Origin of the sequence: Streptomyces sp. NPDC023723 (assembly GCF_040639815.1) — a bacterium.
Lineage (GTDB): Bacteria > Actinomycetota > Actinomycetes > Streptomycetales > Streptomycetaceae > Streptomyces.
In genome coordinates, this window is sequence record NZ_JBFAAP010000055.1 from 29,284 (window position 1) to 48,072 (window position 18,789).

Genomic DNA, 18,789 nt, shown 5'->3' on the forward strand with positions numbered 1-18,789 from the left:
GTCAGCTATGGAACGGAGAGCGCGCGTGACCCGCAGCGTGTACGTGACCGGTATCGACCGCGGCGACGGCCGCCAGGTCGTCGAGCTGGGGGTCATGGAACTCCTGACCCGGCAGGTCGACCGGGTCGGCGTGTTCCGTCCCCTGGTCCACGACGGCCCGGACCGCCTCTTCGAGCTGCTGCGCGCCCGCTACCGGCTCTCCCAGGACCCGGCGACGGTCTACGGCATGGACTACCACGAGGCGTCCGCGCTCCAGGCCGAGCAGGGCACCGACGAACTGGTCTCCGCCCTGGTCGACCGCTTCCACCTGGTGGCCCGCGACTACGACGTGGTGCTCGTCCTCGGCACCGACTTCGCCGACACCCAGCTCCCCGACGAACTGTCGCTGAACGCCCGGCTGGCCAACGAGTTCGGCGCGTCGGTGATCCCGGTCGTCGGCGGCCGGGGGCAGAGCGCGGAATCCGTCCTCGCCGAGACCCGCAACGCGCTGCGCGCCTACGACTCGCTGGGCTGCGACGTACTGGCGATGGTCACCAACCGGGTGGCCCGCGAGGACCGGGACCTGATCGCGGAGCGGCTGGCCGGGCTGCTCCCGGCGCCCGCCTTCGTCGTCCCGGACGAGCCCGCGCTGTCCGCGCCGACCGTCTCGCAGATCGCCCACGCGCTCGGCGCCAGGGTGGTGCTCGGCGACGACTCGGGGCTGGCCCGGGACGCGCTGGACTTCGTCTTCGGCGGCGCCTCGCTGGCCAAGTTCCTCGGCGCGCTGACCCCCGGCTGCCTGGTCGTCACCCCCGGTGACCGCGCCGACCTGGTGATCGGCTCGCTGGCCGCGCACAGCGCCGGCACCCCGCCGATAGCCGGGGTGCTGCTCACCCTGGACGAGGTGCCGGGCGACGACGTCCTCACCCTCGCCGCCCGGCTCGCCCCCGGCACCCCGGTGCTGTCGGTGCCGGGCAACAGCTTCCCCACCGCCGAACGGCTGTTCTCCCTGGAGGGCAAGCTGGGCGCGGCCACCCCGCGCAAGGCGGAGACCGCGCTCGGCCTGTTCGAGCGGTACGTCGACACCGCCGCCCTGGACAAGCGGGTCCAGGCGCCGAGCAGCGACCGTGTCACGCCGATGATGTTCGAACACAAGCTGCTCGAACAGGCCCGCTCCGATCTGCGCCGGGTCGTGCTGCCCGAGGGCACCGAGGCGCGCGTGCTGCACGCGGCGGAGGTGCTGCTGCGCCGGGGCGTGTGCGAGCTGACCCTGCTCGGTCCGGTCGAGCAGATCCGCAAGAAGGCCGCCGACCTCGGCATCGACCTCGGCGACTCGCAGCTGATCGACCCGGCCACCAGCGACCTGCGGGACCGCTTCGCCGAGCGCTACGCCGAGCTGCGCGCCCACAAGGGCGTCACCGTGGAGCTGGCCTACGACGTCGTCTCCGACGTCAACTACTTCGGCACCCTGATGGTGCAGGAGGGCCTGGCCGACGGCATGGTGTCGGGGTCGGTGCACTCCACCGCCGCCACCATCCGCCCCGGCTTCGAGATCATCAAGACCAAGCCGGAGGCGTCCATCGTCTCCTCGGTCTTCTTCATGTGCCTGGCCGACAAGGTGCTGGTCTACGGCGACTGCGCGGTCAACCCCGATCCGAACGCCGAGCAGCTCGCGGACATCGCCGTCCAGGCGGCGGCGACGGCGGCCCGGTTCGGCGTCGAGCCGCGGATCGCGATGCTGTCGTACTCGACCGGCACCTCCGGTTCCGGCGCCGACGTCGACAAGGTGCGCGCGGCCACCGAGCTGGTCCGCGCCCGCCGCCCGGACCTGATGATCGAGGGCCCGATCCAGTACGACGCCGCCGTCGAGCCGTCGGTCGCCGCGACCAAGCTGCCCGGCTCCGAGGTCGCCGGGCAGGCCACCGTGCTGATCTTCCCCGACCTCAACACCGGCAACAACACCTACAAGGCCGTGCAGCGCTCGGCCGGCGCGATCGCCGTCGGCCCGGTCCTCCAGGGCCTGCGCAAGCCGGTCAACGACCTGTCCCGCGGCGCGCTGGTGCAGGACATCGTGAACACCGTCGCCATCACGGCCATCCAGGCCCAGTCCCCTCAGGCCCAGTCCCCGATCGAGAAGGCTGCCGAACAGTGAGTTCCCCCACCCGCGTCCTCGTCCTCAACTCCGGCTCCTCGTCGCTGAAGTACCAGCTGCTGGACATGCGGGACAGCAGCCGGCTGGCGGTGGGACTGGTCGAGCGCATCGGCGAGCAGACCTCCCGGCTCAAGCACACCCACGTGGCCGCCGACGACACCCGGGAGCAGCACGGGCCGATCGCCGACCACGAGGCGGCCCTGAAGGCGGTCGCCGAGGAACTGGCCCGGGACGGACTGGGCCTGGACTCCCCGGAGCTGGCCGCGATTGGCCACCGGGTGGTGCACGGCGGCATGTTCTTCACCGAGCCGACCCTGATCGACGACTCCGTGCTGACCGAGGTCGAGCGCCTGGTCCCGGTGGCCCCGCTGCACAACCCGGCCAACCTCACCGGCGTCCGCACCGCCCAGGGCCTGCGCCCCGACCTGCCCCAGGTCGCCGTCTTCGACACGGCGTTCCACACCACGATGCCGGAGTCGGCGGCGCGCTACGCCATCGACCCGAAGATCGCCGACCGGCACCGCATCCGCCGCTACGGCTTCCACGGCACCTCGCACGCGTACGTCTCCCGGGAGACCGCCCGGCTGCTGGGCAAGGACCCGGCGGACGTGAACGTCATCGTGCTGCACCTCGGCAACGGCGCCTCGGCCTCGGCGGTTCAGGGCGGCCGGTGCGTGGACACCTCGATGGGGCTGACGCCTTTGGAGGGACTGGTGATGGGTACGCGGTCCGGAGACCTGGACCCGGCGGTCATCTTCCATTTGGAACGCGTTGGCGGAATGTCCACGGACGAGATCGACACTCTCCTCAACAAGAGGAGCGGCCTGTTCGGTCTGTGCGGCGACAACGACATGCGGGAGATCCGGCGCCGGGTCGACGAGGGCGACGAGCAGGCACGGCTCGCCTTCGACATCTACATTCACCGCCTGAAGAAGTACATCGGCGCCTATTACGCCGTTCTCGGACGGGTGGACGCGGTCGCCTTCACCGCCGGGGTCGGGGAGAACGCGGCACCGGTGCGGGAGGCCGCGGTGGCGGGCCTGGAGGGGCTGGGCCTGGCGGTCGACGCCGGGCTGAACGCCGTACGCGGCGACGGTCCCCGGCTGATCTCCCCCGCGGACGCCCGGGTGAAGGTCGCCGTGGTGCCGACGGATGAAGAATTGGAGATCGCGACACAGACGTACGCACTGGTCGAAAAGAACAGCCGATAAATTCACGGGTGAGCACGCCCGCGCCCATATGCACGTTCCGCCAGGCGGAATATTCCGGAGCGAAACAAACCGATAGGATCGCCCCATGCGCCGTTCGAAAATCGTCTGTACTCTCGGCCCCGCGGTCGACTCCCACGAGCAGCTCGTCTCGCTGATCGAGGCCGGCATGAACGTGGCCCGTTTCAACTTCAGCCACGGCACCCACGCCGAGCACCAGGGCCGGTACGACCGGGTCCGGGCCGCCGCGAAGGAGACCGGCCGGGCCATCGGTGTGCTCGCCGACCTCCAGGGCCCGAAGATCCGGCTGGAGACCTTCGCCGAGGGCCCCGTGGAGCTGGTGCGCGGTGACGAGTTCACCATCACCACCGAGGACGTGCCGGGCGACAAGACGATCTGCGGCACCACGTACAAGGGCCTGCCCGGCGACGTCACCAAGGGCGACCCGATCCTGATCAACGACGGCAACGTCGAGCTGAAGGTCACCGAGGTCGAGGGCCCGAAGGTCCGGACGATCGTCATCGAGGGCGGTGTCATCTCCGACCACAAGGGCATCAACCTGCCCGGCGCGGCCGTCAACGTCCCCGCGCTGTCCGAGAAGGACATCGAGGACCTCCGCTTCGCCCTGCGCATGGGCTGCGACCTGGTCGCGCTCTCCTTCGTCCGGGACGCCAAGGACGTCCAGGACGTGCACCGGGTGATGGACGAGGAGGGCCGCCGGGTCCCCGTCGTCGCCAAGGTGGAGAAGCCGCAGGCGGTCGAGAACATGGAGGACGTCGTCGCGGCGTTCGACGCCGTCATGGTGGCCCGCGGCGACCTGGCCGTCGAGTACCCGCTCGAGAAGGTCCCGATGGTGCAGAAGCGCCTGATCGAGCTGTGCCGGCGCAACGCCAAGCCGGTGATCGTCGCGACCCAGATGATGGAGTCGATGATCACCAACTCCCGCCCGACCCGCGCCGAGGCGTCCGACGTCGCCAACGCCATCCTGGACGGCGCGGACGCGGTCATGCTGTCGGCGGAGTCGAGCGTGGGCGCGTATCCGATCGAGACGGTCAAGACCATGTCGAAGATCGTCATCGCCGCCGAGCAAGAGCTGCTCTCCAAGGGTCTCCAGCCCCTCGTCCCCGGCAAGAAGCCGCGCACCCAGGGCGGTTCGGTGGCCCGCGCCGCCGCCGAGATCGCCGACTTCCTCGGCGGCAAGGGCCTGGTGGCGTTCACCCAGTCCGGCGACACCGCCCGCCGGCTGTCCCGCTACCGCGCGGTCCAGCCGATCATCGCGTTCACCACCGACGAGGCCACTCGCAACCAGCTGGCGCTGAGCTGGGGCGTGGAGTCGCACGTCGTGCCGTTCGTCAACTCCACCGACGAGATGGTCGACCTGGTGGACCAGGAGATGGTGAAGCTCAACCGCTTCAACCCCGGTGACATCGTGGTGATCACGGCCGGTTCGCCCCCCGGCGTGCCGGGGACGACGAACATGGTCCGCGTCCACCACCTGGGCGAGGCCGTCCGCGGCTAGCCCTTCGAACGGCGTCGAGGGCGCCCCCCGCGGTCGGCGGGGGGCGCCCTCTGCTGTCGTACGAGGGGGTCAGCCGGCCGTGTCGGTCATGTACTGATGCAGCCCCGGCACGGTGAGCGTCCCGCCGAACTGCCCCGCCTGCACGACCTTCACCTTGGTGAAGTAGATCAGCGGGATGTCCAGCGGCGGCGGGTTCTCCACGTCGAAGGTGATCGGGAGCAGCCCCAGCAGGTTGCCGGAGATGCTCTCGGTGTACATCACCGTCTCACCGTCGCGGATCGTGGACGTGGTGCCCTCGGCCGCCTGCACGTGGTAGGTCTTGCCGGTCACCGGGTCCTTGACGGTCTGGTGCAGGTCACCGATGTCGGTGCCGTTGGAGATGACGTACTTCAGCACCTTCTTGGTGGCACCACTGGCGGTCCGCACCTCGACGATCCCCTTGTACGAGGCACCCTTGAGGGTCAGCGAACTGGCGTCCAGGTACCAGGGGTCGTTCGGCACCGCCAGGGTGTTGTCGACGCCGCCCTCGTCGTCGGTGGCGACCGGGCAGTCCTCGCCGGGGTCGGTGGAGGCGCTGGCGGAAGCACTGGCGGAGGGGTCGGCGCTGGGCGAGGCGGTGGCCTCGTCGACGGCGTCCCCGGCCGCCTCGGTGGCCTTCTCAACGCCCTTCTCGACGTCCTCGACGGTGTCGCCGACCGTGTCGGTGGCCTTCTCCGTCGTCTCCTCCACGGCGTCCTCGCCGGACGCGGACGCGGAGGGCGATGCGGATGCCGACGGGGTCGCCGAGGCGCTCGCGGACTCCTCGCTGCTCTTGCCTCCGGTGAAGAAGTCCTCGATGGCGTCGCCGATGCCCTGGAGCACACCGCCGCTGCTCGCGGAGGCGGAGGCGGAGGCGGACGGCTCGGACTCGGCGCCCTCGTCGTCGGAACCTGAATCCGACGAAGAGGACGAGTCCGTGGCCGTGTCCTTGGCCGTGTCCTTGGCCGTGTCCTTGGCCGTGTCCTTGGCCGTGTCCTTGGAAGAGGCGGACGGACTCGGCTCGGACTCCGCCCCGCCGCTCACACTCGCACTCGCGGAGGGCGAAGGCGAGGACGACGCCGAAGCCGTGGCCGAGGGCGAGGCCGACGCGTCCGCGTAGTCCTTCTCGTCCTCGTCACCCGCCATGGCCGCCACGCAGGCCTTGTACTCGTCGGCCGTCAGACTCTTCGAGGACGTTGCCGCCGGGTCGTTGCCGTCGGCGACGGCGAGCGTCGGCGTGAACCCCATCCCCATGAGGACCGCCGTCGGCATCGCCGCCAGGGCTATCGCCTTGCCGGCCGGCACATGGAACCTGGTGAACAGCGGCTTCTTGGGTGCCGCGTGGCGCGGCCCGGTTCTCACGCGGGACGCCTCCGCGTCAGCCCCGTGAGTCACCTCGTCAGCCGGCACTGTGCCTCCCGTTCGCCCCGTTGGCCGGGATCGTTCCTGACAGATGGTTCGGCTCGTCCACGGCGTCCGTCACCGGCTTCGGCTCGCCCGGCGCCCACGACACGGCCATGGCCCCGCCGATGAGCGAAAGCAGGAAGCCGATGACGAAGCCGCCGAAGTTGGACACCGGGATGGACACCAGGGCGAGCAGGATCGCCGCGACCCCAGCGAAGGTCCGCACATGCTTCTGGAACCAGAGGCTGACGCCGAGGACGACCAGCAGCACACCGATGATCAGCGACCCGGCACCGGCGGTGGTGGACATCGCTAGCGTCAGAGCGCCGAACTTCAGGTGCGCGTACGGGAAGTACATGATCGGGACGCCGCCGAGCAGAACGAGCAGGCCGGCCCAGAACGGCCGGGTCCCCCGCCAGTCTCGGAACTGTGCCCTCCGGCGGGTGAACTGACCGGCGGCGGCAGGAGTCTCGGCGCTCATGGAAAACAGCTCCCTGGTACAGCGTTGCTGTGGTGGTGATGTGAGAGGGAACGGGCGGGGACACGGCCGGCCCCCGCCCGTCAGCGAGTACTTAGTAGCACTCCTGCTTGCCCGCGACGATGGACATCTTCAAGTTCGGGAGCTTGAAGGTCCCGGCGGTGGTGGCCCACGCCGTCTGCTGCACGTCTGTCAACACGGCGGAGGTGGCCTGCTGGGAGAAACCCCCCGCGCTGGCGTGGTCCCCGCTCTTCATACCGGGGCCCTTGTCCATCGAACCAGCCGCTACGCCGATGTCGATGTCCTTGAACGTGGCGTCCGCTTCCAGGTCGTCAAGGTCGATATACAGCCCCTTGGCGTAAACCTGGTTCTTCTTCTCGGTACTGTCACCCGCGCCCAACCGCAGGGTGACGGTACCGATCACCGGAATGTTGGGCGTGACGACCGACTGGCACAGGTTCTTGATGTATGCCTCGTCAAACGCGGAGACCGCCACGGCGCGATTATTGCCGTCGGCCCCCACGTCGTATGCCCCGTACTGCGAGAACCCGGTACCGGTGAGCTTGTCGGCACTGACCTTGAACTGCTGCCCCGACACACTGAACGAAGCGGCCAGCGCACCCTGTGCCAGGGCGACGCCTATCGCGGCCGTCGCGGCAACGCTGGGCACCATGACCACAGCGAACCGCTTCCATCTGGTCCCACCACGCGCTTGGGACTCCATATGTCCTCCTTCTCGGACGTACATCTCCTGGCCTCGGCTCGCCCCCTAGAGCGGCGGCTCGGCCGGGCAGGGATGGGAGAAGTGCTACGTCCTCGGGAAGGAGAGCGCCCGTACTCGACGGCGCGCACCACGCGCCCGAATCACCGGCGATCACCCCCGAGCGACAACCACTGGTCGCGCCTGACACACATCACGCACAACCCTGCCGGACAGGCTCCGCCACGGAGGCGAAGACCCCCCTGCCCAAGGGCCGGCTCCTCTGCCGCCGGTCCTGCTCGGTGGGGACCCAGGAAGCCCGCGACCCGATTGGCTGTCGGGGGACGGGAACGGACCGAGCGTGGCCGATCGTGGTGCATTCTCGCCGCCCGCACAAGGGGCGCCGTTACTGGCTAGTAACGGGGCGATAACCAAGGGTCGACGCAGCGGTAGAACCCGGCGACGCTCGGTGTCGCCGGGCGAGGGGACAAAACCACTCTTCGCCGGACAGAGACTGACACTCCACCGCCGTCGACTTACTCGCAGTAACAGCGGCCCGAATTACCAAGTTTTGGCAAAACACGGCTGTACTGCGGCTCCGCCGACGTTTCCCTTCACACCGGCACCGCCCGACCGCAAGATCATCGGCCGGGCGGTCGGAAGAGGTACGGCCCGGTCAGAACAGAGCGCGGGCGAGCGCGCGGCGGGCCGCCGCCACCCGCGGGTCGTCGGCGCCGACCACCTCGAACAGCTCCAGCAACCGCACCCGTACGGTGTCCCGTTCGTCGCCGAAGGTGCGCCGTACCGTGTCGATGAGGCGCCCGAAGGCGTCCTCCACGTGACCGCCCACCAGATCGAGGTCGGCGGCGGCGATCTGGGCCTGCGCGTCGGCGGGCTTGTCGGCCGCGTCCTTGCGCACCCGCTGCGGGTCCAGGTTCTGCACCCGCTGGAGCAACTCGGCCTGCGCGAGGCCGAGTTTGGCCTCCATGTTGCCCGGGTCCTCGTTCAGTACGTTCTGGTACGCGCGGACCGCGCCGCCCAGGTCGCCCGCGTCCAGGGCCTGTACGGCGGCCTCCAGCGCGGCGTCGTGCGGTCCGGCCGGCGCGGCCGGGGCCTCGTGCACGGCACCCGGGTCGGCCTCGGGGTCGACGACCAGGCCGGTCAGGCCGAAGCGCTGCTCGGCGACCTGCACCAGCTGGTCCAGGGTCTCGCGGATCTGGGACTCGCCGGCGGCGCCCTGGAAGAGCGGCAGCGCCTGCCCGGCGACCACCGCGAAGACGGCCGGGATGCCCTGGATGCCGAACTGCTGCATCAGCATCTGGTTGGCGTCGACGTCGATCTTGGCGAGCACGAACCGGCCGCTGTATTCGACGGCGAGCCGCTCCAGGACCGGGCTCAACTGCTTGCAGGGCTCGCACCACTCGGCCCAGAAGTCGATGACGACCGGGACCTCGGTGGACCGCTGGAGGACATCGCGCTCGAAGCCCGCCTCGTCGACGTCGAGGACGAGGTCGGCGGGCGAGACGGCACCCCCGCCGCCCTGCTGCGCGGCCTGGGCGCGCGCCTGCTCCGCCTTCGCCTTGGCCTCCTGGGCCGCCTTCACCGCGGCGAGGTCGACGACTCCGCTCATGGACATGTTCCGTGGCTGCATACGCCTATCCTCCCCCGTACCGCGCGCGTCCGTGAAAAGCGGCCTGAAACCCGCTCTGATGTGTGCTGTTCGGCGCCGGGTCCCCACCCGGCGCCGGTGGTCGTCGCTCCAGCGCGAAGTCGCTCCGGCTTTCGCTACGGCTCGTAGCGTAATGCCCGCCGCACCCCCCGCGAAACGGCCCCTCGGTGATCTCCCTCACGGCCGCCCCCGGCAAACCCGCGGTTATGGTCGGAGGATGCCGAACCGCTCCCCCACCGGTCGCTCCGGCCGTCCGCGCAGCGCGACGGCCGACGCCGCGATCCTGGCCGCGACGCGGGCGGCGCTGGTGGAGCTGGGCTGGTCGAAACTGACCCTGGGCGATGTGGCGATGCGGGCCGGGGTGGCCAAGACCACCCTCTACCGCCGCTGGGCGGGCAAGAACGAACTGGTGGTGGACGCGGTCGCCGAACTCTTCGACGAACTCCGCCTCCCGGACCGCGGCTGTCTGGCCGCCGACATCGAGGGCGTGGTCCACCAGTTCGCGACGATCCTGGACCGCCCGGAGGCCCGCAGCGGTCTGATGGCGGTGGTCGCCGAGTCCACCCGCGACGCGGCCCTGCGCGAACGCATCCGCTGCTCGATCGTGGAGCGCCAGAAGCGCCTGGTCCTGGAGGGCCGCGCCCGCGCCCAGGCCCGCGGCGAACTCCCGCCCCAGCCCGACCCGACCGAGGCCGCCCGCACCGCCGACCTGATCTTCGACATGGTGGCGGGCGCGGTGGTGCACCGCACCCTGGTGAGCGCGGAGCCGGCCGACGCGGAGTGGATCCAGGGGCTGTCGCGGGTGCTGCTGCTGGGGCTGCGGGAAAGCGGCCGGAAGCCGCGGGAGACGTAGCCGCTGCGGCAAGGACCCGGTCGCGTGGTGCGCGGCTGCCCACACATGCGGCGCGAATTCCCGGCGGCGGTAAGCTCCGCGGATGCTCACTCGAATACTCGCGCGGGCGGGTGGAGGCCCGGTGGACGTCGACGCCCAGCTACTCGCCGGAGTCATTCGTCCGGGAGACACGGTCCCCGGCCAGGTGGTCGTGCGGGGCGGTCTGCTCAGCACCGAGGTCCAGGGCTTTTCCTTCAGGGTGCTCGCGTCCTGGCCCGCGTCCCCCGGTGTCCGTGCCGGGGACGACGAGGTCAACCGCGCCTTTGCGTACGGCCCCTACTCGATCCCGAGGGGCGAGGAGGTCGTCGTGCCGTTCACCGTCCGGCTGCCCTGGGCGACGCCGTTCACCGAAGTGGCGGGGCGTGCGTTGGGAGCCGTCCTGGAGCTGCGGACCCACGTGGACGACAGTGCGCTCAGAACCGGTTCGGACGACGACCTGCTGCACGTCTCGCCCCTGCCCCTGCACGAGGCCGTCCTCGATGCCTTCGCCGGCCACGGGTACACCTGCGAGGCGGGGCGGTTGGTCGAGGAGTGGATTCCGGACGTCGACCAACCGTTCGACTTCTATCAGCTGCTCGAACTGCGGGACCGTACGACGGACGGGGTCGGCACGGACCTCGAACTCGTGCTGCTCACCAACGCGGTCGGCTGCGAGATCCTGCTGCGCCGCTCCGGCCACGGCGTCCGGTCCTGGGAAGAGAAGGCCCCGGCCCGCCGTTTCGTCGCGGCGCACCACGATCTCGACCGCACCGACTGGAACGGGCTGGTCGGCGACTGGCTGCGCCAGGTGAGGACGGGCTGACCTTCCCGGCGGCTCAGCTCGTACGCTTGTACCAAGCAGCGGGCAGGCTCCTCGACGCCACTCAGAACCCCGCCGGCTCCGTATAAACCCCCCACTCCTCCCGCAGCACCCCGCAGATCTCCCCGAGGGTCGCCTCCGCGCGGGCCGCGTCCAGCATTGGGGCGATCATGTTCGCGCCGGTGCGGGCCGCGTCCAGCATGGTGTCCAGGGCCGCGCGCACGGCCGCGTCGTCCCGGCCGGCCCGGCGTTCGCCCAGCGCCCGCACCTGCTCCCGCTCCACCTCGTGGCTGACCCGCAGTATCTCCAGGTCGCCGGTGACCGAGCCGGTGTGGGCGTTGACGCCGACGACCCGCTTGTCGCCCTTCTCCAGGGACCGCTGGTAGCGGAAGGCCGACTCGGCGATCTCGCCGGTGAACCAGCCGTCCTCGATGCCGCGCAGGATGCCGGAGGTCATCGGACCGATGGGGTGCTGTCCGTCGGGGTGGGCGCGCAGACCGCGCTCCCTGATCTGCTCGAAGATCTTCTCCGCATCCGCCTCGATCCGGTCCGTCAGCTGTTCGACGTACCAGGAGCCGCCGAGCGGGTCGGCCACGTTGCCGACGCCGGTCTCCTCCATCAGGACCTGCTGGGTGCGCAGGGCGATCTCGGCGGCCTGCTCGGAGGGCAGGGCGAGGGTCTCGTCGAGGGCGTTGGTGTGCAGCGAGTTGGTGCCGCCGAGGACGGCGGACAGGGCTTCCACCGCGGTCCGGACCACGTTGTTGTACGGCTGCTGGGCGGTGAGCGAGACGCCGGCGGTCTGGGTGTGGAAGCGCAGCCACTGGGCCTTCTCCGACTTCGCCCCGTAGACGTCGCGCAGCCAGCGGGCCCAGATCCGGCGGGCCGCGCGGAACTTCGCGATCTCCTCGAAGAAGTCCAGGTGCGCGTCGAAGAAGAAGGACAGGCCGGGGGCGAAGGTGTCTATGTCCAGGCCGCGGGACAGGCCCAGCTCCACGTAGCCGAAGCCGTCCGCCAGCGTGTACGCCAGTTCCTGCGCGGCCGTCGAGCCCGCCTCGCGGATGTGGTAGCCGGAGACGGAGAGCGGCTTGTAGGCGGGGATGCCGGCCGCGCAGTACTCCATCAGGTCGCCGATCAGGCGCAGGTGCGGCTCGGGCTGGAAGAGCCACTCCTTCTGGGCGATGTACTCCTTGAAGATGTCCGTCTGAAGGGTGCCGTTCAGCGCGGCCGGGTCGGCGCCCTGGCGTTCCGCCGCGACCAGGTACATGCAGAAGACGGGGACCGCCGGGCCGCTGATCGTCATCGAGGTGGTGACGTCACCGAGCGGGATGTCCCGGAAGAGGACCTCCATGTCGGCGGCCGAGTCGATGGCCACCCCGCAGTGGCCGACCTCGCCCAGCGAGCGCGGGTCGTCGGAGTCGCGGCCCATCAGGGTGGGCATGTCGAAGGCGACCGAGAGTCCGCCGCCGCCGTTGCGCAGGATCATGCGGTAGCGCTCGTTGGTCTGCTCGGCGTTGCCGAACCCGGCGAACTGGCGGATCGTCCAGGTCCGGCCGCGGTAGCCGGTCGGGTACAGGCCGCGGGTGAAGGGGTACTCGCCCGGCCAGCCGATCCGCTCGAAGCCCTCGTACGTGTCCCCGGGCCGGGGCCCGTACACCGGCTCCACGGGGTCGCCGGAGAGCGTGGTGAAGTCCGCGGCGCGCTTGCGCGCCGCGTCGTACCGGGCCTGCCAGCGTCGGCGGCCCGCCTGTATCGCGTCAGCGTCCATACTCCAAATTTACTAGGACGTCCTAGTAAATGTCGATGGCAGACCGCCGTACGTGTGTACGGCGGTACGACGCGGCGCGGGCCGTTACGCCTTGGCGACCACGGGGCGGCCGTCGGTGATCTTCGCCTGGAGTTCCGGGGTGATCCGGCGCTCCACGAAGAACGCGGCCGTCGGGATGGTTCCGGCGAGCAGCACCCACAGCTGCTTCTTGACCGGCCACTTCGCCTTGGCGCCGAGGTCGAAGGCGAAGATCAGGTAGATGACGTAGAGCCAGCCGTGCGCGATGCTGACGACGCGGGTGAGGTCGTCGGCACCGTTGATGTCCAGCAGGTACTTGGCGATCATGCTCAGGCACAGCAGGATCAGCAGCACGCCGGTGACGTACGCCATGACCCGGTAGCGGGTCAGCACGCTCTTTTTCATGGGTATGAGCGTAACGAGGCGTTCCGGGCGATCTTGCGGCGGGTTCCGCGCCGCTCAGTCCTCCTCGAAGTCCCCCGCCGCCACCCGCAGCGGGCGGAGCATCGCGAAGAGTTCGCCGCATTCCTCGGCGTCGTAGGCGCCCAGGCCGAAGTCCATCGCCATCAGGTCGCGGGTGGCGGCCTCGACCACCTCGCGGCCCCGGTCGGTGATCGAGGCGAGGGTGCCGCGGCCGTCGTTGGGGTTGGGGCGCTTGGCGACGAACCCCGAGGTGACCAGGCGGTCGACGGTGTTCGTCACGGACGTGGGGTGCACCATGAGCCGCTCGCCGATCTTGGACATCGGCAGCTCGCCCGACTTGGAGAAGGTGAGCAGCACCAGCGCCTCGTAGCGCGCGAAGGTCAGCTCGTACGGCTTGACCACCGCGTCGACCTCGGCCAGCAGGATCTGGTGCGCCCGCATGATCGAGGTGATCGCGGCCATGGAGGGCACGCTGCCCCAGCGGCGCTTCCAGCTTTCGTCGGCGCGGGCGATGGGGTCGAAGGAGAGACTGAGCGGCTTCGGCACGGCATCAGACCTTACCGGCCGGTCACATGCTGGTCAGCTCCGTCCCGCTTTTCGGACCGCGGGGGCCGCCGGCCGACCCGGTTGCGGGCATGGCGGTGCACCGCGCGACACGCCCGATATGTCACGATAAGCACCGGATCGTTACGCATCGTTACCTCTGCTTCAGGGAGCAGCATGTTCCGGCTGATCCAGACCCTCGCCGTCCTCACCGCCCTCGGACTCACCGCGGGCTGCTCTTCCGCCGCCGACGTCGACGAGGCGTCGGTGGCCGGTGTCCCCTCCAAGAAGGCCGGCTCCGAGTTCTGGGTCGATCCGGAGAGCCCGGCCGCCCGGCAGGGCCGGCTGTGGCAGCGGCAGGGCCGGAGCCAGGACGCCGAACTGCTCCAGCGGATCGCCGGGCAGCCGGCCGCGCTGTGGCCGGCCGGCGAGATCGATCCCACGCCGCTGGTGCGGCGGGCCACCGGGGCGGCGGCGGAGGCCGGCCGGACGGTGCTGTTGACCGCCTACAACATCCCGCACCGGGACTGCGGCCAGCACTCCGCCGGGGGCGCGGCCGACGCGGCGGCCTACCGGCAGTGGATCGGCCGGTTCGCCGACGCGATCGGGGACGCCGAGGCACTGGTGGTGCTGGAGCCGGACGCCGTCGCGCACATCGTGGACGGCTGCACCCCGCGCGAGCTGCACGCCGAGCGGGAGGCGCTGCTGGGCGAGGCGATCATCCGGCTGAAGGCCCAGCCGAACGTCGCGGTGTACCTGGACGCGGGCAATCCGGCGTGGATCAAGGACCCCTGGGCGCTGGTCGACCCGCTGAAGCGGGCCGGGATCGCGGCGGCGGACGGCTTCGCGCTCAACGTCTCCAACTTCCAGACCGACGAGGACACCACGGAGTACGGCAAGAAGCTGTCCCAGGGGCTGGGGGGTAAGCACTTCGTCATCGACACCAGCCGCAACGGGAACGGGCCGCTGCCGGGGGTGTGGTGCAACCCGCCGGGCCGGGCGCTGGGCACCCGGCCGACCACCCGGACCGGTGACCCGGTGGTCGACGCCTATCTGTGGATCAAGCGGCCCGGGGAGTCGGACGGCACCTGTGCGGGCGGGCCGGACGCGGGGCGGTGGTGGCCGGAGTACGCGCTCGGGCTGGCCCGCAACTCCGAGTGAGGCTCAGGGTTTCACCTGGATCCACTTCGCCTTCGACGGGGTGCCGTCGGCGTCCGTGACGAACAGCATGTACCAGCCGGGCGGGACCAGGGCGCGGTCCTTCGGGATGTCGAAGGTGACCGCCTTCCCCTTCTTGGTCACGTCGAGTTCGATGGAGCGCTGTTCGACGTCGGTGGTGTGGGTGACCGCGCTGGGGCGCATCAGCCGGGCCTTGGCGATCCGGTCGGGGTGCGCGGTACGGTACGTGACGCGTTGGCCGGCGTCGACGGTCTTCGGGCCGTCCTTCAGGACCGGGCGGGCGGCCGTGTTGCGGTGCAGGGCCGGCGGGGTGAAGACCTCCATGCGCTGCTCGAAGTGGCCCAGCTTGGTGTTCTGCTGGTCGTCGAAGAGCGGGTCGGAGCCGAACGTGGCGACCCGGCCGTCGGGCAGCAGCAGCGCCTCGGAGTGGTAGTTGCGGCCGACGGCGGGGGACGCGGCCTCGTGGAAGGCGTTGCTCTTCGGGTCGTAGACCTGGGCCTTGAGGATGTTGCTGGCGCTGCGGCCCCGGTAGTCCGACGAGCCGTTGGAGGTGAAGACGGTGTCGTCCGGCATGATCACGCTGTTCAGGTAGCGGGTGCCCTGCGGGAGGTCGGGGCCGGGCTCGAAGGCCGGGTTCTCCTTCTTGAGGTCGACGACGGCCGTGCGCTCGGTGGACTTCTTCGACTCGCCCACCCCGCCGCCGCCCAGCACCATCACCTTCTGGTCCTGCGCGGGGGGCAGCAGGAGGGACGCGGAGGTTTCGAGCTGGTCGGGGTCGGTGAGGCCGGGGACCGGTTTGAAGCTGTTGTCCTTCAGGTCCCACAGGCCCGGGACGCGGCCCTTCTCGGCGGGGCCGTAGCCGGCGTTGGAACCGGAGTAGAAGAGCTTGCCGCCCTTGGTGAGGAACAGGGCCGGGTAGGTGGGGAAGTAGCGCTTGGGGCCCGGTGACCACTTCTTCGTGTCCGGGTCGTAGATCTCGTTGTCGCCGGGGTCGATCACGCCCACGTCATCCAGGCCGGAGGCGGCGAGGATGCGGCCGTCGTCGAGGCCGACCAGGGTCGGGTACCAGCGGGCCTTGTCCATCGGGTCGACCGGGACGTACTTCTCGGCGACCGGGTCGAACTCGTAGGCGGCGCGGATGCCCTGGAAGTCCTGCTTCTCCAGGGTGATCTTCTCGCTGAGGCCGTAGGTGTTGTCGGCCGCCTCGCCCTTCAGGCCGACGATCTCGTACTGGGCCTGGCTGTCGGTGACCGACAGCGGGCCCTTCTCGGCGGCCTCGACGAAGACCCGGCGCTCGCTGGCGGTGATCTTCGTCTTGTAGGGCTGTACGACGCCGCGCTCGTCGCGGGTGATCTCGAAGGCGCGTTTGGCCTTCGGCAGGGTGACGTCGAACCTGGAGACGTACTCGACGCCGGCCGGCGAGCGGAAGCGGGTGCCCTTGGGCAGGTGCACGGGCTTGTCGGGGTTCTCGTTCTTCACCCGCATGCCGCCGCCGGCCCGGTCCACCTCGCCGTCCAGGAGTTCGTAGCGGGCGGTGCCGCCGGCCACCAGCATGCGGCCGTCGGGGAGGGCGGCGTGGCCGGAGCAGAAGAAGTCGTCGGGGGTGTCGACCTTTTTGAAGGTGTTCTTCTCCGGGTCCCACAGGACGGTGTCGAAGGAGCCCTTGTCGAACTTCTTCTGCTCGTTGCCGGAGCCCGCGACGATCAGCACCTTGCCGGTGTGCAGGAGGGCGGCGTGGATGGCGTTGGTGCGGTACTCCTCCGGAATGCCGATCTGGTTCCAGGAGCCGTACTTCGCCTTGTAGGAGGGGCGGGAGATCTTGTACGCGTGGTACTTCTCGCCGGCGAAGTCGAGGGCGGCGGGGGCGTTGAGCGCGGCCAGGACCGCCAGGCCGCCGACGCCCAGGACGGTCTTCTTGGTCTTCTGCGAGAGGGTGTAGGCCATGGCCTAGTTGCCTCCTGTCATCGTGCCGGAGACGGTCGAGGTGATGCCGGTGGCGGCGAAGGCGGGGGTGGCCGAGGTGGCCGAGGTGGCCGGCGCGGTGGCCTCGGGGGGCGAGGCCGGCATCGGCGGGATCGGCTGGATCGGCTGGGCGGTGGCCTGGGCGCCGGCGGGTGCGGCCCCGCGGGCGCGCCAGGCGGTGGTGGCCCAGACCGTGAACGGGGCCAGCGAGATCGCCATGGCCAGGAACGCCCAGGTGCGCATCGCCACGTGGGTGTGGTCCAGGACGGCGGACGCGGTCAGGGCGGTGCCGAGGACGAGCGCCCAGGTGAGGTGGATGCGGAAGGTGAGCGGGCGGTCGGGGCTGGCGCCGTCGCCCTTGGGGGTGACGACGAAGCGGCTGGGCCGGCGCAGGAGCGCTTCGCTGAAGGACTTCAGGTAGATCGGCGCGGAGATCGCCGACATGGCCATGCCGGCCAGGCCGCCGGAGCCCTGGGGTTCGTGCGGGGAGACGTTGTGGCGGCGGTTCCAGAGGTAGAGGCCGACCTGGAGGGCGGCGGCATCGCTGTAGAGCATCAGCCAGACGGAGGCGGCGACCTCGGTGCCGGAGGCTCCGAAGCAGAGGAAGAGCAGGCAGCTGAGGATGCCGAGGAACCAGTTGACGGCCGTCATCGGGTAGTAGACGAGCATCAGGGTGTAGGACAGCAGACGGCCCGGCGGCATCCGGAAGACGGCCTTGCCGTACTGCTTGATGAGGGTCTCGTAGGTGCCCCTGGACCAGCGCATCTGCTGGGTGAAGAAGTCGGTCCAGGAGGCCGGGCCCTCGCCGACGGCGAGCACGTCGGGGGTGTAGACGGACTGCCAGTGGTGGCCGGTGCGGGGGTTCTTGCGGCGGTGGATCTCGAAGCCGGTGGCCATGTCCTCGGTGATCGAGTCGTACAGGCCGCCGACCTGTTTCACGGCGGTGAGGCGTACGACGTTGTTGGTGCCGACGAACATGGGGGCGCGGTAGCGGTTGCCGGCCCGCTGGATCAGGGCGTGGAAGAGGAACTGCTGGGACTCGGCGGCCTTGGTGACGGGGTTGTGGTAGTTGCCGTACACCTGGGGGCCGACGACGAAGGCGACGTCCGGGTCGCGGAAGTAACCGAGCATCCGCTCCAGGAAGTTGGGGAGCGGGACGTGGTCGGGGTCGACGGAGGCGAAGAAGTCGTAGGCGTCGCCGTGCATGGCGATCCACGCGTTGTAGTTGCCGTGCTTGGTGCGGGCCTTGTGGACGCCGGTGGCCTGGTTCCAGTCGGGGATGCCGTGCCGGGTGAAGTGGCGGACGTTCAGCTCCGCGCAGAGCGCCTTGGCCTCGGGGTCGTCGCCCTCGTCGAGGAGCCATACGTCGAGGGTGCCGGTGTGGGTGAGGCGGGTGGCGCCCTCCAGGGTGGCGCGGACCATGCCGAGGGGTTCCTTGCCCGGGACGTACGTGGTGAGGAAGGCGACGCGGGTGCCGGGTTCGGGGGTGACGGGGACGGGGTCGCGGGCGACCATCGTGGCGTGGGCGACGGAGGCGACGTTGACGACCATGAACAGTTCGATCAGGCCGATCGATATGAGCATGATGACGTCGAGGGTGGTCAGCCAGGCGTCGGCGCCCTCTCTTTCCACCCAGTGGGTGGGCCAGACGAGGTAGACCAGCAGGGCGCCGGTGAGCAGCGGCGCGAGGGTCATCAGGAGGACGGCTTTTATTCGCTGGGGCTCGCGGGAGAGCAGCGAGGTGTACTGCACCCGGTAGGCGGTGCCGGACGGCTCCATGAGCGGTCCGGCCAGTCGGCTGTGGGTGTCGTAGTCGTAGCCCTCCGGCCGCACAGCGCCCTCCAGTGAGTGGGAGTGATCCAGCGATCTACCCATACAAAAGTGGAGATTTGGGGGCGTGTCGAACTGGGGGCGTCCAGGTGGGTGGGGGTACGGGTGTGCCTGCGGCGCCTGTGCGGGTTCGGTGGGGGTGCGCGTAGCGCCCACGGTGGGGTGGTGGGTCGGGGCCGGGGGGGGGGGGGGGGGGGGGGGGGGCGGGCCGGGGGGGGGGGAAAAACGGGGGGTAACCGGGAGAGGCGCCC

Annotated in this window: 15 protein-coding genes; 6 read left to right on the forward strand and 9 right to left on the reverse strand. The window is 70.3% G+C overall.

What is annotated here, in order from left to right:
- Positions 1–25: 25 nt before the first annotated feature.
- The 3 genes from pta (at position 26) to pyk (ending at position 4,858) form a co-directional block, all read left to right on the forward strand.
- On the forward strand, positions 26–2,131 hold the full coding sequence (gene pta / locus AB0G32_RS33895; protein ID WP_361172358.1) for a phosphate acetyltransferase: 2,106 nt from the start codon (positions 26–28) through the stop codon (positions 2,129–2,131).
- Positions 2,128–3,342, forward strand: a complete 1,215-nt coding sequence (locus AB0G32_RS33900; protein ID WP_361172361.1) for an acetate kinase — start codon at positions 2,128–2,130, stop codon at positions 3,340–3,342. The genes pta and AB0G32_RS33900 overlap by 4 nt, the downstream gene beginning before the upstream one ends.
- Before the next feature lie 85 nt (positions 3,343–3,427).
- Positions 3,428–4,858 carry a pyruvate kinase gene (gene pyk, locus AB0G32_RS33905; protein ID WP_361172364.1) on the forward strand — a complete coding sequence of 477 codons (1,431 nt, stop codon included), beginning with the start codon at positions 3,428–3,430 and terminating at the stop codon, positions 4,856–4,858.
- 69 nt (positions 4,859–4,927) lie between these two features.
- Here pyk and AB0G32_RS33910 read toward each other — a convergent pair whose 3' ends face one another.
- From AB0G32_RS33910 to AB0G32_RS33925, 4 genes are all read right to left on the reverse strand, one after another.
- Positions 4,928–6,286 (reverse strand): hypothetical protein, encoded by a 1,359-nt coding sequence (locus AB0G32_RS33910; protein ID WP_361172366.1) that lies wholly within the window; start codon positions 6,284–6,286, stop codon positions 4,928–4,930.
- Positions 6,276–6,761, reverse strand: coding sequence for a DUF6114 domain-containing protein (locus AB0G32_RS33915; protein WP_361172369.1), 486 nt, complete (start codon positions 6,759–6,761; stop codon positions 6,276–6,278). The genes AB0G32_RS33910 and AB0G32_RS33915 overlap by 11 nt, the downstream gene beginning before the upstream one ends.
- A 91-nt stretch (positions 6,762–6,852) precedes the next feature.
- On the reverse strand, positions 6,853–7,482 hold the full coding sequence (locus AB0G32_RS33920) for a DUF6230 family protein (protein WP_361172372.1): 630 nt from the start codon (positions 7,480–7,482) through the stop codon (positions 6,853–6,855).
- A 652-nt stretch (positions 7,483–8,134) separates the two neighbouring features.
- Positions 8,135–9,109, reverse strand: coding sequence for a tetratricopeptide repeat protein (locus tag AB0G32_RS33925; protein WP_361172375.1), 975 nt, complete (start codon positions 9,107–9,109; stop codon positions 8,135–8,137).
- 235 nt (positions 9,110–9,344) lie between these two features.
- Here AB0G32_RS33925 and AB0G32_RS33930 point away from each other — a divergent pair, with 235 nt between their 5' ends.
- Positions 9,345–9,980: a TetR/AcrR family transcriptional regulator gene (locus AB0G32_RS33930; protein WP_361172378.1), complete on the forward strand. Its 636-nt coding sequence runs from the start codon at positions 9,345–9,347 to the stop codon at positions 9,978–9,980.
- Between the two features lie 82 nt (positions 9,981–10,062).
- Positions 10,063–10,821, forward strand: a complete 759-nt coding sequence (locus AB0G32_RS33935; RefSeq protein WP_361172381.1) for a sporulation protein — start codon at positions 10,063–10,065, stop codon at positions 10,819–10,821.
- A gap of 61 nt (positions 10,822–10,882) precedes the next feature.
- Here AB0G32_RS33935 and AB0G32_RS33940 read toward each other — a convergent pair whose 3' ends face one another.
- The 3 genes from AB0G32_RS33940 to AB0G32_RS33950 all read right to left on the reverse strand — a co-directional run bounded on the left by AB0G32_RS33940 (position 10,883) and on the right by AB0G32_RS33950 (position 13,570).
- On the reverse strand, positions 10,883–12,583 hold the full coding sequence (locus AB0G32_RS33940; RefSeq protein ID WP_361172384.1) for a methylmalonyl-CoA mutase family protein: 1,701 nt from the start codon (positions 12,581–12,583) through the stop codon (positions 10,883–10,885).
- An 84-nt stretch (positions 12,584–12,667) separates the two neighbouring features.
- Positions 12,668–13,006, reverse strand: coding sequence for a DUF3817 domain-containing protein (locus AB0G32_RS33945; protein WP_361172387.1), 339 nt, complete (start codon positions 13,004–13,006; stop codon positions 12,668–12,670).
- Between the two features lie 54 nt (positions 13,007–13,060).
- Positions 13,061–13,570 carry a MarR family transcriptional regulator gene (locus tag AB0G32_RS33950; RefSeq protein ID WP_361172390.1) on the reverse strand — a complete coding sequence of 170 codons (510 nt, stop codon included), beginning with the start codon at positions 13,568–13,570 and terminating at the stop codon, positions 13,061–13,063.
- 174 nt (positions 13,571–13,744) lie between these two features.
- Between AB0G32_RS33950 and AB0G32_RS33955 the strand changes: the two genes are divergently transcribed.
- Positions 13,745–14,728: a glycoside hydrolase family 6 protein gene (locus tag AB0G32_RS33955; protein WP_361172393.1), complete on the forward strand. Its 984-nt coding sequence runs from the start codon at positions 13,745–13,747 to the stop codon at positions 14,726–14,728.
- Between the two features lie 3 nt (positions 14,729–14,731).
- Here AB0G32_RS33955 and AB0G32_RS33960 read toward each other — a convergent pair whose 3' ends face one another.
- Together AB0G32_RS33960 and AB0G32_RS33965 are read right to left on the reverse strand one after the other, a co-directional pair.
- Positions 14,732–16,690 carry a kelch motif-containing protein gene (locus AB0G32_RS33960; RefSeq protein WP_361172396.1) on the reverse strand — a complete coding sequence of 653 codons (1,959 nt, stop codon included), beginning with the start codon at positions 16,688–16,690 and terminating at the stop codon, positions 14,732–14,734.
- Positions 16,691–16,693: 3 nt separating this feature from the next.
- A complete protein-coding gene (locus AB0G32_RS33965; RefSeq protein ID WP_361172405.1) occupies positions 16,694–18,541 on the reverse strand; it encodes a cellulose synthase catalytic subunit in 1,848 nt (615 codons plus the stop codon).
- Between the last annotated feature and the right edge of the window lie 248 nt (positions 18,542–18,789).